15 protein-coding genes are annotated in these 12,648 nt (G+C 53.2%); 8 read left to right on the plus strand and 7 right to left on the minus strand.

The genetic code is table 11. The annotated features are described in order from the left end of the window. Positions 1-321 precede the first annotated feature (321 nt). Both PN477_RS06360 and PN477_RS06365 read left to right on the plus strand, forming a co-directional pair. On the plus strand, positions 322-576 hold the full coding sequence (locus PN477_RS06360) for a type II toxin-antitoxin system HicA family toxin (protein WP_272116015.1): 255 nt from the start codon (positions 322-324) through the stop codon (positions 574-576). Beyond that, the gene (locus tag PN477_RS06365) at positions 566-829 is read left to right on the plus strand and encodes a type II toxin-antitoxin system HicB family antitoxin (protein WP_417158761.1); all 264 of its coding nucleotides are present in this window, start codon (positions 566-568) and stop codon (positions 827-829) included. The genes PN477_RS06360 and PN477_RS06365 overlap by 11 nt, the downstream gene beginning before the upstream one ends. A 20-nt stretch (positions 830-849) precedes the next feature. Here PN477_RS06365 and map read toward each other — a convergent pair whose 3' ends face one another. After that, positions 850-1,683, minus strand: coding sequence for a type I methionyl aminopeptidase (map, locus tag PN477_RS06370; RefSeq protein WP_272116012.1), 834 nt, complete (start codon positions 1,681-1,683; stop codon positions 850-852). A 151-nt stretch (positions 1,684-1,834) separates the two neighbouring features. Here map and PN477_RS06375 point away from each other — a divergent pair, with 151 nt between their 5' ends. Further along, a complete protein-coding gene (locus tag PN477_RS06375; RefSeq protein WP_272116009.1) occupies positions 1,835-2,962 on the plus strand; it encodes a GNAT family N-acetyltransferase in 1,128 nt (375 codons plus the stop codon). A 202-nt stretch (positions 2,963-3,164) separates the two neighbouring features. Beyond that, the gene (locus PN477_RS06380; protein WP_417158762.1) at positions 3,165-3,383 is read left to right on the plus strand and encodes a type II toxin-antitoxin system HicB family antitoxin; all 219 of its coding nucleotides are present in this window, start codon (positions 3,165-3,167) and stop codon (positions 3,381-3,383) included. Between the two features lie 19 nt (positions 3,384-3,402). Here the strand turns inward: PN477_RS06380 and PN477_RS06385 are convergent, their stop codons facing one another. Both PN477_RS06385 and PN477_RS06390 read right to left on the minus strand, forming a co-directional pair. Further along, entirely contained in the window at positions 3,403-4,197 is a 795-nt protein-coding gene (locus tag PN477_RS06385) for an ABC transporter permease (RefSeq protein ID WP_272116005.1), read from the minus strand. Further along, a complete protein-coding gene (locus tag PN477_RS06390) occupies positions 4,194-7,133 on the minus strand; it encodes a UPF0182 family protein (protein ID WP_272116003.1) in 2,940 nt (979 codons plus the stop codon). The genes PN477_RS06385 and PN477_RS06390 overlap by 4 nt, the downstream gene beginning before the upstream one ends. Positions 7,134-7,248: 115 nt before the next feature. On the opposite strand from PN477_RS06390, the gene PN477_RS06395 reads away from it, so the two are divergent. Together PN477_RS06395 and hrcA are read left to right on the plus strand one after the other, a co-directional pair. Continuing rightward, the gene (locus tag PN477_RS06395; RefSeq protein WP_272116001.1) at positions 7,249-7,602 is read left to right on the plus strand and encodes a rhodanese-like domain-containing protein; all 354 of its coding nucleotides are present in this window, start codon (positions 7,249-7,251) and stop codon (positions 7,600-7,602) included. A gap of 65 nt (positions 7,603-7,667) precedes the next feature. Next, positions 7,668-8,762: a heat-inducible transcriptional repressor HrcA gene (gene hrcA / locus PN477_RS06400; RefSeq protein ID WP_272116000.1), complete on the plus strand. Its 1,095-nt coding sequence runs from the start codon at positions 7,668-7,670 to the stop codon at positions 8,760-8,762. 128 nt (positions 8,763-8,890) lie between these two features. Here the strand turns inward: hrcA and PN477_RS06405 are convergent, their stop codons facing one another. Beyond that, positions 8,891-9,301, minus strand: coding sequence for a DUF4278 domain-containing protein (locus PN477_RS06405; protein ID WP_272115998.1), 411 nt, complete (start codon positions 9,299-9,301; stop codon positions 8,891-8,893). Between the two features lie 91 nt (positions 9,302-9,392). Further along, entirely contained in the window at positions 9,393-9,575 is a 183-nt protein-coding gene (locus PN477_RS06410) for a DUF4278 domain-containing protein (RefSeq protein WP_272115996.1), read from the minus strand. A gap of 214 nt (positions 9,576-9,789) precedes the next feature. Here PN477_RS06410 and PN477_RS06415 point away from each other — a divergent pair, with 214 nt between their 5' ends. Then, complete coding sequence (locus PN477_RS06415; RefSeq protein ID WP_272115994.1) at positions 9,790-10,218, plus strand: VOC family protein; 429 nt, start codon at positions 9,790-9,792, stop codon at positions 10,216-10,218. A gap of 22 nt (positions 10,219-10,240) precedes the next feature. Here the strand turns inward: PN477_RS06415 and PN477_RS06420 are convergent, their stop codons facing one another. After that, on the minus strand, positions 10,241-10,873 hold the full coding sequence (locus PN477_RS06420) for a hypothetical protein (RefSeq protein WP_272115992.1): 633 nt from the start codon (positions 10,871-10,873) through the stop codon (positions 10,241-10,243). Positions 10,874-10,926: 53 nt separating this feature from the next. Further along, positions 10,927-11,721 carry a type 1 glutamine amidotransferase gene (locus PN477_RS06425; RefSeq protein ID WP_272115990.1) on the minus strand — a complete coding sequence of 265 codons (795 nt, stop codon included), beginning with the start codon at positions 11,719-11,721 and terminating at the stop codon, positions 10,927-10,929. A 213-nt stretch (positions 11,722-11,934) separates the two neighbouring features. Here PN477_RS06425 and PN477_RS06430 point away from each other — a divergent pair, with 213 nt between their 5' ends. Then, the gene (locus PN477_RS06430; protein WP_272115988.1) at positions 11,935-12,630 is read left to right on the plus strand and encodes a response regulator transcription factor; all 696 of its coding nucleotides are present in this window, start codon (positions 11,935-11,937) and stop codon (positions 12,628-12,630) included. The last annotated feature ends 18 nt before the right edge of the window (positions 12,631-12,648 follow it).

Genomic DNA, 12,648 nt, shown 5'->3' on the forward strand with positions numbered 1-12,648 from the left:
GCTAAATCTGAATTAACAGATTTGAGAAATCAGGATAAATCAATGGCGTTAGTCGTTGAGCCTAGCAACCCTCTGCAACTCTCGTTGTTTGAGTGGATAAATGGTCAGGTAACTGGCTGTTCAGAATCTCCCACTCTAGCCCGTAGGGTTTAGTGGGGGAGTATGTCAAGATACAGACAGCACATCCGAATGAGCGTGCCTTGTGTTTGTGACATTATGTAGGATATAGCGATCCTAAATCAATCGGAGATCTTATCTCCTCATCAACAAGGGGCTAAAGCCCCTTGCCTGTTCATGAATCAAATAGGATTGCTATAGAGCATGAGTCAGTTCAATAAATTAGTTGCTAAATTTTTAGCATTACCGCCACAGGTTCGCTTTCGTGAGGTTTGTGCTCTTCTCAACCATTTTGGCTACGTGGAAGTTCGTGCTAAGGGGAGTCATCACACGTTTGAAAATGCAGCCGGGCAAGTCATTGTCGTTCCCAAAAAAGGAGGAAAACTCGTTTCTCGAACCTATGTTAAAGTCATTGTCCAACTCTTAGATCTAGAAAACTGGCAAAATCATGGACAGTAAGCCCATTAATCACAATAGCTTGGACTATTATTTAGCACTGAAATATCCCATGTCGATCTATCCAGAAGATGACGAAGGATATACAGTCTTAATACCGGACTTGCCGGGATGTATCACCCAAGGCGATACGTTAGAAGAAGCATTAGCGAATATCAACGAAGCACGAGAACTCTGGATTGAGACTGTGTACTTCAGCCAAAAACAGAGAATTCCTCAACCGTCAACCCTAGAGAAAGCCCATCCAATGGGGTGAGGGTGCAAGACCTGGGGCGGTTAACGGCGGAAGGGGGTGCGATCGCTCAAAATTTCATGGCCATCGGCGGTGACGAGTACCGTATGTTCAAACTGGGCGGAACATTTTTGATCTGCCGTGACCACCATCCAGCGATCGCGCAATGTCCGCGTCACCTTCGACCCCGCATTAATAATCGGTTCAATCGCTAACGTCATCCCCGGCTTGAGCACCTCGTTCGGCAGTTCATCGGTGCGAGCATGGAACACCGCCGGCGGCTCGTGCAAATTGCGCCCCACCCCATGACCCGTGAAATCATCCACAATGCTGTAGCCGTAGGGTTTAACATAATCTTCGATCGCCCCGGCAATATCTAGCAGTCGATTCCCCGGTTTCACCTGGGCGATGCCTTGATAGAGGGCTTTTTCTGCCACCTGCATCAACTTCAGTCGAGCCGGTTTAACGCGACCGACTGCGATCGTGATACAGGAATCGCCATGGTAGCCATCCTTAAACGCCCCCGTATCTACCTTGAGCAGATCCCCGTTACGAATCACCGCCTTCCGGCTGGGAATCCCATGCACCACCTGATCATTTAAACAGGCACAGATCGAAGCCGGAAACCCATGATAGCCCTTAAAACTTGGCGTAGCTCCCTCGGCGCGAATCTGCTCCTCGGCGTAGGCATCGAGATCGGCGGTGGTCATCCCCGGTTGGACGCGATCGGCAATCCCTTGCAACACCTTCGCCACAATCCGGCTTGATTCGCGCATCCGTTCAATTTCAACGTCGGATTTCAATTCAATGCCGCGCCGGGTACGACGGAGGGGCGGCAGGGCTTGACCAGGGGAAAACAGATTAGTGAGAAAGTTCATAAACTAGGAAAATCGAGAAAGCGGCAGCGTTCTCTAGTGTACCGACTTCTTTTGAACTTTTTGGGTCAGGATAGCGAAAACCCGTGTTATTGTAGTCCCAATTTTAAGCATTCACTTTATTTTTAAGCGGCGTTTTTACCCAATCACAACCATGACAGCTATTGAAATTTTTCCGGTGCAAACCCCTGAACAATTCGAGCAATTTTTTGCAGTGCCCTTGCAAGTGTATCGGGATGATCCCCATTGGGTGCGACCGTTGGACAGCGGGGTGCGCAAACAATTTAGCCTAGAGAATGCGTTTCTCACCTATGGGGAAATGCAGCCCTTTGTGGCGATTAAGGATGGTGAACCGGTGGGGCGTATTATGCCGTCGATTAATCGCCGTTTGATCGAGCGGGAAGGGGAGCAAATCGGGCTGTTTGGTTTTTTTGAGGTGATTGAAGATGACGATGTGGCGGCGCAATTATTCACGGCGGCGGAACAGTGGCTGCGCGATCGCGCCATCACCCGCATCCGTGGCCCCATCGATTTTTCCACCCATAATAGCTGTCTTTTTCTGGCTGATGGGTTTACCGATGCTCCCCACATCCTCACCCCCTACAATCCCCCCTACTACATCGACTTGATGACAAAATTGGGCTGGGAAACGGCGAAGGATGCCTATGCCTATACGATGGACTTGAGCAAACCCCTCGATTCTCGCTTTGAGCGATCGTATCAGATCGCCCTAAAATCCGGCATTACCTTCCGCAATTTACACACCAAAGGGGAAGCCTTCGAGCAAGATTGCCGTACCTTGTACGACCTTTTTACAACGATGTTTGCGAATAATTGGAGTTCAAGCCCGCGCACCTGGGACGAGTTTTGGGACGAGGCCCAGGATCTCAAAACCTTGGTTGATCCGGATATTTTTCCCGTTGCGGAAGATCAGGGCAAAATGATCGGGTTTTGTATGGCACTGCCGGATTATAACATCGCCTTAAAACGGGTGGATGGCAAGTTGAATTGGTTGGGAATTCTCAAGTTTCTCTGGTTCCGCCGCCAGATCGATCGCGCCCGTGTGATCGCCATTACCGCCCTCCCGGAATATCGCCGTAAAGCTGTGCCGCTCGCGCTCGTTCACTTGTTAATGGAACAGGGCACAAAACCAGGAAAACCCTATCAAACGGCCGAGCATTCTTTTGTCTGGGAAGATAACCACCCCTCGCGCCATTTAATCGAGGTGACGGGCAGCACCATTGCTAAGACCTATCGTATTTTTGAAAAAGCGATCGCCTAACGAAACTTAGATAATGTCCAGAATAATTTCAGGAAAGGATGGGGATGATGTGCCGATCTACCTAGACAAGCAACTAACTGAACTATAGCAATTCTCAATTAATTGTAAGTCTTGAAATCCTATTGACAAGGGGCTTAAGCCCCTTGCCTGCCCATAAAATATTTGGGATTTTTATAGAAGAACTAAAAGAGGATAGAGATTTATGAATAGATATAGCATGATTGTTCAATGGTCTGATGAAGATCAGCTTTTTTTAGTGACCATTCCAGAGTTTTCTGATCTTGTTGTGATGCCTTGTACCCATGGAAAAACCCGCGTCGAAGCGATCCGAAACGGTGAAGAAGTGATTGAAATGTACTTAGAAGCGTGGCAGGAAGACGATGCCGTGATTCCTCAGCCGAGAACACTTCAGGTCGCTTGATACATGGGGTGCAGTCTTTCTAAGCCCCCATGCCGGAATACTGTTTCAGCCCGCGCCGCCAGAGGATACGATTGACGAAAAAGAGGCCGATGCACCAGAGGGCGATCGTTAAAAAGCCCCGTCCGAGATCCACCGGGAACCCGACGAAAATCGCTGCCGGAAAATAGAGGACATAGGGAAACGGTGTCCATTGCACGATCGCCAGGATCGATTCCGGAAACACATTCAGCGGCGCAATATATCCCGATAAAAACAGGTAGAACAAAAAGAAAAACTGCTCTAAGGCGCTGGCCCGCTCTGTCCAAAATGCCATCATTGCTAGGGAATATTGCAGCAAAAAACGTAACAAAAACGCCGCCAGCGTTGCTGCCACACCCCACAGCACCGCCGCCCACCCCGGCCACACAAATACCTGGGGAGACAAGGCATAAATTAGCCCAATTAAAATCAACAAAAACGGCAGCCGCGCCACCCGTTCCGAGAGATGACCCGCCACATGATGCCACACGGGATCAATGGGTTGCAGCAGCCGTAATGAGAGTTTTCCCTGTACCACTTCTTTTTCAAATTCCCACACCACCCACACCAGGGTAAATTGCCGCACCAAAAACACCGTTACAAAATAACGGGCAAACTCCACACTGGTTAGCCCAAATTGTCCCGTCCCTGCCGCTTCAATCCAGACCCCCATTAAGATCAACGGCAACGAACCTGACAACATCCAAAACAGTAGTTCGGCGCGATATTCCACCATATAGGCGTAATACACCGAGAGGAGGACGCGGCTTTTTTTCACAATCCAGCGAATTGTCATGGGGTAACGGTGGGGGAGGGGTCTGGGGTAGAGGGGATTGGGGTGAGGAGTTCGGCGGGGGTATCGACGGAGCGGCGGATCACTTCTGGGGTGTCGGGGGTGGGGGAGGGGGTGAAGAGTTCTTGGAGGGCTTGGTCGAGGGTTTTGGCCATGACGATGGTGTTGTCGTAGGCGACGATGACGCGGGCGAGGGTGGGGACGCTGTTTTGTTCGGCTTCGAGGTAGAGGGGTTCGACATAGAGTAGCGCATCTTCGATGGGGATGACGAGGAGGTTGCCTTGGACGGCTTGGGAGCCTTGGGTATTCCAGAGGGAGATTTGTTGGGAGATTTCGGGGTCTTGGTTGATCAGGGCTTCGATTTGGGAAACGCCGAAGACGAGTTTTTGTTTGGGGAATTGGTAGAGGAGGAGTTTGCCGTAGTTGTCGCCGTCGGAGCGGGCGGCAAGCCAGGCGATTAGGTTGGGGCGGGCGACGGGGGAGTAGGGATGGAGGAGGACAAATTCGGCGTTGTTGGCGGTGGGGAGCCGCATGATCAGGTGATAGGATTCCACGGGTTGGGTGGTGTCGGCGTAGATTTCTTGGGGGATGGCCCATTGGTCTTCGCGGTTGTAGAAGACGCGGGGTTCGCGCATGTGGTAGGTGAGGAGGCGTTCGGATTGGGTGTTGAAGAGGTCGGCGGGGTAGCGGAGGTGCGATCGCAACGCGGGCGGCATCTGTTCTAGGGAGCGGAAAAGGTGGGGGAAAATCTTATGCCAGGTTTGAATGATTGGATCGGTGGGGTCAGCGATGTAGAAGGTGACATCGCCGTTATAGGCATCGACGACGACTTTCACGGAGTTGCGAATGTAGTTGTAGGGGTTCTCGCCGGGATCGGAGTAGGGGTAGCGATCGCTCGTCGTATAGGCATCGATCATCCAATACAAATAATTCCCCTCCCCCGATGTCTCCGGCTGATCCTCCACATTCGCCACGACTAAATAGGGATCACTGTCATAGCGCAAAAACGGCGCAATTTCCTGCAAGCGGCGGGTAATCGTGCGGCGGAACAACAGCCGCGTTTCCGGCGTGAAGTTTTCCGTAAACAGCATGGGCCAATCCCGCAAATAGGCCGCAAACACCCAACGCCGCCACAGGGAATCTAAGGCGATTCCCCCTTTACCATCGTAGGTATTCAGCACATTGTCCGCCCCGCTGGGAAAGTCAAATTCCTGCACCTTCGTGGAGGTCAGAATATGGGTGTGGGTCAGTTCGCCAAAGTAAATCCGCGGCCGACCGAGGGGAATACTCCCCGGCACGAGGTCATCCGCGATTTGTAGCTGCCCCGCATCGGCTTCCGTGCCAATATCCTGCACATCGTAGGCCGGTAGCCCCCCTTCCCCGACGCGATTCACCGGCGACAGGGTGAACCCGTAGCCGTGGGTGTAGACCAAATGCTCGTTCACCCAGGTTTTGGTCACGCCTTCGACTTTGTCGTAGTCCAGTTCACGGGGGGCGATGATCATCTGTTGGGTTTGGGTTTGGGTGCTGCCGTCGTCAAGATAGCGTTGAATGGTGTAGCGATCGATGTCGGCATCGTTAAAACTGTAGTAGAGGCGGATTTCCTGGAGTTGGCGGTTGGCTTGGAGGAGGGGGCGGGTGTCCCAGAGGCGGATGTTGTCGATGGTGGGGGGGTTGGCTTCGATTTGGGCGAGGCTGAGGGTGTCTTGGGGGTCGAAGGTTTGGGCATCGATGCGATCGAGGCCGAAGGCGTTCCGGGTGGCGGCGATGCTGCGGGTGAGGTAGGGGGTTTCTCGTTCGAGTTCGTTGGGCTGAACGTTGAAGCGTTGCATGGTGCTACTGAGGGTGAGGCCGATGAGGGAGGGAATCAGGTAGAGGATGATGATGTTGCGGCCGACGGTGAGGAGGCGACAGTCGCGGGGACGGCGGCGGGAGGTGGATTGCCAGATCAGCCCGACCCCGATGCCGAGGGCGATACAGCCGAGGCCGATTTCCCAGGGGAGTTGGAGGTTTACGTCGGTGTAGCCTGCGCCGTAGACTGCGCCCCGGGTGGAGTAGACGCGCTGAAAACAGGTGACAACGTGCTGAAGGGCGATCGCACCCATCATCACCCCACCCAACCGGTAAAGATGGCGCAATTGGGGCGGGGAAAAGCCCGGAAACCGTCCTTGGGACAGGCTATCACCGGACAGGAGATAAACCAGCAGGCAGGCGATCAGGGTCACAAGCGCCAACCCAGCAAACCAGAGGGACACCAATTCAATCACCGGCAGGCGAAAGAGATAAAAACTAATGTCCAGGTTGAAGAGGGGGTCACGCTCATAAAACGGGGTGGCGGCCTGCCAGGTGAGGAGGCGCGTCCAATGGTTGGTGGCTAAATAGCCCCATAGCACCACCACCAAAAGCCCCAAGCCCCGCACCATCCACTGCACCCGCACGATGATGCCCACGGCGATCGCGGCCACCACCAGCCAGAGCCGACTGTGATCGGGAGCGAACAGGGCAATCAGCGATCGCCAACTCAGGGTCGGCGGCAGATCCGGGGTCAGGGTGGGAACCGATGACCCCAGCCACCCGTATTGAAACGCCACGTAGGCATACTGCACCGTCATCCAGCCCAAGAACACCGCCAAGCCCACCGTAATCGGCAACAACCAGCGCAGGGACAGGGATTGGGACTTGGGGGGAAGGGGCAGCGGGCACAGGGGGCGATTGTCCACCGGCGCGGGGTGGGGGTATTGGTGGCGATCGCACCCCGCCAAATTTTTAAAATAAAACAGCGCCGAAAGCCCACTCACCACCACCCAAAGCAGCACCTGAGTCTGCATCCGCGTCCAAAACGCCGCCTGGTAACCCACCTCTTCAAACCACAGAATTTGCGCGATCAGAGCAATACCGCGATCGGCCAACAGCAGCCCCACCACGCCCAATCCAACCATTATTCCCCGTTTACCGACCATACTCCTTGACCCTGATCCCGATAGAATGGACGAATCGACATCAGCTATCATTCGTCATTGCGCGTTTAATATTCTCTACAATTTTGACTCTCCCATGCACAGCCATTCTGACCCCCTTCCGAGTATTTCCGTCACCGATCTGGCCCAGCGTCTCGCCGCAGGCGATGATACGCTCCAACTCATTGACGTGCGAGAAACCGAAGAAATCGAAGTGGCGAGCCTGCCTAATTTTAAGGTTTTCCCCCTCAGCACCTTTACCCAATGGTCGATGACGCTCCCCCAAACCCTTGATCCCCATGCTGAAACCTATGTCCTGTGCCACCACGGCATGCGCTCGGCGCAAATGTGCCAATGGTTACGGAGCCAAGGGTTTACAAATGTTACAAATATAAGAGGCGGCATTGATGCCTATGCCGACCTCGTCGATCCGACGATCGCTCGCTACTGATCCATCCCCTCTCATCCGTAGCTTCACCGAATAATAATTTTTTTTAATCTCCCAAGACTTTGACTATGCCAGGTCACGATCAACTCAGTGAGCGACAACAACATATCCTGTGGGCAACGGTGCGGCGGTATGTTGCTACCGCCGAACCGGTCGGCTCCAAAGCGTTAGCTGACGAGTACGATTTTCAAGTCAGTTCCGCCACGATTCGCAATACCATGGGTCGCCTCGAAAAGGTGGGCTTGCTCTATCAACCCCACACCTCCGCCGGGCGCGTCCCCTCGGATTCAGGCTATCGGGTCTATGTGGATCAATTGATCACCCTTAATGATTTGTCGGGCCAGCACCTCCGCACCCTCTATCAGCAAAAACTGGACTGGCAAACCTATCACCTCGAACAGATTCTCCAACGGGCTGCGCAGATTCTCGCCACCCTCAGCGGCTATATTGCCCTGATCACCCTGCCCCAAAACACCAACCAAACCATCCAGCATCTTCAGGTGTTGCCGATTAACGACACCCAAGGGATGTTAATTATCGTCACCGATGCCTACCAAACCCAATCGGTGCTGCTGGATTTGGAAACGCTGCTGGGGTTAGAGGCGATCGCCGACGATGACGATTGGGCGATCGAAGATGAACTCCAAATCCTCTCCAACTTCCTCAACCAAAAACTGCGCGGCCAAGCCCTCGCCACCCTCCAACAGGTCAACTGGCAAGAACTCGGCGAAGAGTTTCGCCGTTATAGCAACCTCGTGCAGCAGGTGTTAACCGAAGTTCTGCGCCGTTGTCAAACCCCGACGGTGATGCCCATCTTGATCCACGGGTTCGCCGAAGCCCTGCGCCAACCGGAGTTTTCCGAAGTGCAGCAGATTCAAGCTCTCCTCCATCTTCTGGAAAAAGAACAAGAGCAACTCTTTCCCCTCATGTTCACCGCGCCAGCCCCCACCCCGCAGCGGGTAACGGTGCGCATCGGCTCGGAAAACTCCCTCGAACCCCTCAACAGTTGCACCCTCATTTCTGCCCAATATTCCCATGGCACAACCCCCGTGGGGAGTGTGGGGTTAATTGGCCCCACGCGGATGCTCTACGAAAATGCGATCGCCCTTGTTGAATCCACCGCCCAATACCTCACCGACTCCCTCACCAACGGCCTCGCCTAACCGGAGCGATCGCCGTCACCCACCGATTAACCTGTGTCATGCCCCTAGAACATATGGCCCAGAATAAAAGCCCAGACAAGCTGGGCTCTAGAGTCAACGGCAGCAATCAGACGGATTGACATCTTTAGTTAAGATGCAAGCTGTTCTGATTCCTGTTGGAGTAGCGAGACGAGGGAATCATCGCCACGGTTTTGTGCCACTTGAATCCGTCGCTCTAAATCCTGTTTGATGTTGTTGAAGTGAACAGCAGAAAAAGCGTTTTGGGCCTTGGGTGCATTGCTTTGGGACGAAGAGCAGTGGCACGAGCGAGCGATCGCCGCCAGTTGCGCCTTGATTTTGACCTCGGTTTGAATTTCCGGGCAGCGCTGATAGGTCACGCCGCGATAGCATAAATTAGACTTGGGTTCTAGAGCGGGAACATGGCGCGGATAGCGTAAATGATACGCTTGACTGCGGTATTTCCCGCTCAACTCGCTTTCACTCACCTCTAAGGAAAGGGGATGGTAATTGTGCTGAACGCCACGATAACAAAGCTGCATAGTGATTTAAACCCGTGATTGCTAAAAAAAGTTTTAATGTGTTGAAAACGATGGGAAAATGATGCCACCCTGACCCACATCGTCAAACAGTCTAATGTTTATAATGAATGCCGCGATAGATCAATTCGTGATCCTGCTGTAGGGAGTGAGGGCATTGACTATAGCGATGAACACGCCAAGGAGCACCACGATATTGTCCGGCAACTTCACCTTCTTTAACATCCACTGTCGTATGTTGAGGCTTATAAATGACGCCACGATAAGATAACTGCATTTCTCTTCCTCCACAAACAATTCTGTATCTAATCTAACAATTTCCCTTCATTCGCTGGCTTAATGTTACGAAAATTTGACATAGAGCAGCGATCGCCCCGGCAAACCATGCCCTCACCCAGGCAATCCCGACAGGATAATCTAGCCTCCGAGCGTCAACCACTGGCCCCAAACTTGTTAGGCTAGATTCATTTTCAAGATCCACCTCGAACGCTATGACCGCATCTTTATTTCACTTGGCGATCCCCATTAACAACATTGACCAGGCTAAAACGTTCTATGTGGAGGGTCTCGGCTGCACAGTTGGGCGCGAATCCCCCCAAGCGATGATCCTTAATTTCTGGGATCATCAAGTGGTAGCCCATGTCACCCTCGATCCCCTAACTCCCCAAAAAGGCATCTATCCCCGTCATTTTGGCCTCATTTTCCCCGATGAAGCCGATTGGGAAGCCACCCTCGATCGCGCCAAAACCCACAATCTCCAGTTTCGGGAATCGGAGAAACGCCGCTTTCCTGGCAAGGTCACGGAACACCGTACCTTTTTCCTCGAAGACCCTTTTTATAATCTTCTAGAGTTCAAATACTATTGCCACCCGTCGGCTATTTTTGGCCAACAGGAGGGCATGGCTGTGGGCGATCGCTAACCCTCACCCCCAGTTAATTCACTCACTCCGCGTTGGTGAGGGGGATAAAGAGTTTTTGTTTGGCGGCGTATTGCCAGGCAATGCCGTCGGGGTCTTTGTCGCGGCTCCAGTCGGAGAAGCTGCTATCGGATTTTCGCTTGGTGAGGGTTCCGGAATGGACATCAAGGCGTTTGGCGAGTTCCGCTTGGATGAGGGCTTTTTGGGGGAGGGGATCGCTGGGGGTGAGTTCTTCCGGGGTGAGGGCTTCGGGATCGCTGGCTGGGGTGCTGGTGTCAAAGATTGCGCCCAAGGCACTGGCGGTGAGGAAATAGTAAAGTGTGCCGCGCTCTGGGACGACTTTGCGCTGTGCTCCGTATTCGTTGGCGCGATGTTCGAGGAATTGTTGGGCGGTGTTGAGGGCAAGATCGCAACGGAGGGAAAGATCAACCGCTGTGAGGCAGCCTTTATTTTCTTTGAGGAGGGCATTAAAGGCGGGATTGATGCGATCGCCCAAGACTTTCCATTGATATTGTTGCCAAAGCCGCAACGCAAGACTGAGGGCAACAATGGCAAGCAGAATCGGCCAGGCGGAGTAGAGAAAGACAACAAACAATGCAAACGGAATAATCAGGATCAAAATTCCCGTAGTGCCTCGATCAATTGCCTGTCCAGCCATGATTCTCATCTAGTGCGAAAGTGCAATAGAGGCAATTGCCCCTTGCCCCTAGTTTACGCTGTCTTGAGCAGACTGGATAACTCTAATCGTTTAAACATGGCGGCTCTTGCCTGAATTGCAAGGGAGTCATCGAGTTTCTGCAACGTCACCTGGCGATCGTATTTTTGCAGCAGGGCGGTTTGGATGAGCCAGTCGGCGAGGAAGGGATTTTTGGGCAAGAGGGGGCCGTGGGAATAGGTGGCGATCGCATGGCGATGCAATGCCCCTTCCCAGCCATCTTCGCCATTGTTGCCGTAGCCAATCATCACTTTGCCGAGGGGTTGAGTCTCGCCTAAATAGGTACGGCCGCCATGGTTTTCAAACCCCACTACGATCGGCGCTTCGGGCCAGAGGGGTTCAAGGGCGGCAACTAATTCAGGGGAGACTAATTCAAAGGCAACATTGCCGATACACCGAGGCGTATTCAAGCCGGGATGCTTGGTGACGAGATCGAGCAATCCGAGGCCGTCGATGCGTTGACCGATGCCGGGTTCATAATACTTGCCGAGGAGTTGCGGTGATCCACAGGTGAAGACACCGGGGATGCCGTTGTCGAGTTGCGATCGCAACTTTGCCGCCTTTTCCCCTTGCAGATCGCGCATCACAATTTCCTGCTGCCGATCCTGCGCTCCGCCCCCGACGATCACATCCACTTGATCGAACTGCTCCGGGGTGGCGTTTTGATCCAGACGGACGATCGCAATCTCAATGTTGCGCCATTGGCAACGCTGTTGCAGACAGATCACATTGCCGCGATCGCCATAGGTGCTCATCAAGGTGGGATAAAGCCAACCAATCCGCAGTTCCATAGTCTACCCAATCCATTGTTTCAAAAAGTGTGCCACACCCCCTGCCGAAAACCAAGCAAACCTGATCTGGGCCAGTCGAGGACGATCGCCTCATGGCCAATTCACCGCCAATTCGCTCCCCAGCCTCTAAAATCCCAAACCCAACTGCTACAGTAAAAGGATCACGCTTAAATGATCCTGAACACGTCTGACTTATCCTCTGCTCCTGTGACTATGACCGATATTCCTAAACTCCTACTGGTCGATGATGAACCGGGCCTGCGCGAGGCCGTACAGATTTATCTCGAAGATGACGAAGAATTTGCGGTGACAGCGGTGGCTAGCGCGGCCGAGGCTTGGGTGATGTTGGAAAAAGAAACCTTTGATTTGGTGATTTCTGACTTGATGATGCCCCAGGTGGATGGCTATCAGTTTTTGCAGCAACTGCGTGAGGATGACCGCTTTAAGAATTTGCCCGTGATTTTTTTGACGGCGCGGGGGATGACGAGCGATCGCATTCAAGGCTACCAAGCCGGGTGTGATGCCTATTTGCCCAAACCCTTCGAGCCGGATGAATTGCTGGCGATGGTGAGAAACCTGCTGGCGCGGCGAGCCGTGGCCGAAGCGAGCCAAGGGGACAGCGCGAAATTAGAAGCGATCGCCCGCGAACTCGCCAGCATCAAAGGCATGCTCGATCAACGCCCCGGCATCACCCAATCCCCATCGCCCATCCATATCGACCTCACCCCCCGCGAGCAAAGTGTCTTAGACCTCGTTGCCCAAGGCTTAATGAATAAAGAAATCGCCAGCCATCTCGAAACCAGCGTCCGCAACGTGGAAAAATACGTCAGTCGGCTGTTCAGTAAAACCGGCACAAACAGCCGCACCGAACTCGTCCGCTACGCCCTCGAACATGGCTTAACGAAGTAGACTACCGTAACAAGAGGA

Source organism: Spirulina subsalsa CS-330, from assembly GCF_028330765.1.
Lineage (GTDB): Bacteria > Cyanobacteriota > Cyanobacteriia > Cyanobacteriales > Spirulinaceae > Spirulina > Spirulina subsalsa_A.

Excerpts from the sequence above, each read along its gene's own strand:
- PN477_RS06375 (WP_272116009.1), top strand. The coding sequence starts at position 1,835 with ATGACAGCTATTGAAATTTTTCCGGTGCAAACCCCTGAACAATTCGAG.
- PN477_RS06360 (WP_272116015.1), top strand. The coding sequence starts at position 322 with ATGAGTCAGTTCAATAAATTAGTTGCTAAATTTTTAGCATTACCGCCA.
- PN477_RS06415 (WP_272115994.1), top strand. The coding sequence starts at position 9,790 with ATGACCGCATCTTTATTTCACTTGGCGATCCCCATTAACAACATTGAC.
- PN477_RS06410 (WP_272115996.1), bottom strand. The coding sequence starts at position 9,575 with ATGCAGTTATCTTATCGTGGCGTCATTTATAAGCCTCAACATACGACA.
- hrcA (WP_272116000.1), top strand. The coding sequence starts at position 7,668 with ATGCCAGGTCACGATCAACTCAGTGAGCGACAACAACATATCCTGTGG.
- PN477_RS06425 (WP_272115990.1), bottom strand. The coding sequence starts at position 11,721 with ATGGAACTGCGGATTGGTTGGCTTTATCCCACCTTGATGAGCACCTAT.
- map (WP_272116012.1), bottom strand. The coding sequence starts at position 1,683 with ATGAACTTTCTCACTAATCTGTTTTCCCCTGGTCAAGCCCTGCCGCCC.
- PN477_RS06405 (WP_272115998.1), bottom strand. The coding sequence starts at position 9,301 with ATGCAGCTTTGTTATCGTGGCGTTCAGCACAATTACCATCCCCTTTCC.
- PN477_RS06380 (WP_417158762.1), top strand. The coding sequence starts at position 3,165 with ATGAATAGATATAGCATGATTGTTCAATGGTCTGATGAAGATCAGCTT.
- PN477_RS06390 (WP_272116003.1), bottom strand. The coding sequence starts at position 7,133 with ATGGTTGGATTGGGCGTGGTGGGGCTGCTGTTGGCCGATCGCGGTATT.
- PN477_RS06385 (WP_272116005.1), bottom strand. The coding sequence starts at position 4,197 with ATGACAATTCGCTGGATTGTGAAAAAAAGCCGCGTCCTCCTCTCGGTG.
- PN477_RS06395 (WP_272116001.1), top strand. The coding sequence starts at position 7,249 with ATGCACAGCCATTCTGACCCCCTTCCGAGTATTTCCGTCACCGATCTG.
- PN477_RS06365 (WP_417158761.1), top strand. The coding sequence starts at position 566 with ATGGACAGTAAGCCCATTAATCACAATAGCTTGGACTATTATTTAGCA.
- PN477_RS06420 (WP_272115992.1), bottom strand. The coding sequence starts at position 10,873 with ATGGCTGGACAGGCAATTGATCGAGGCACTACGGGAATTTTGATCCTG.
- PN477_RS06430 (WP_272115988.1), top strand. The coding sequence starts at position 11,935 with ATGACCGATATTCCTAAACTCCTACTGGTCGATGATGAACCGGGCCTG.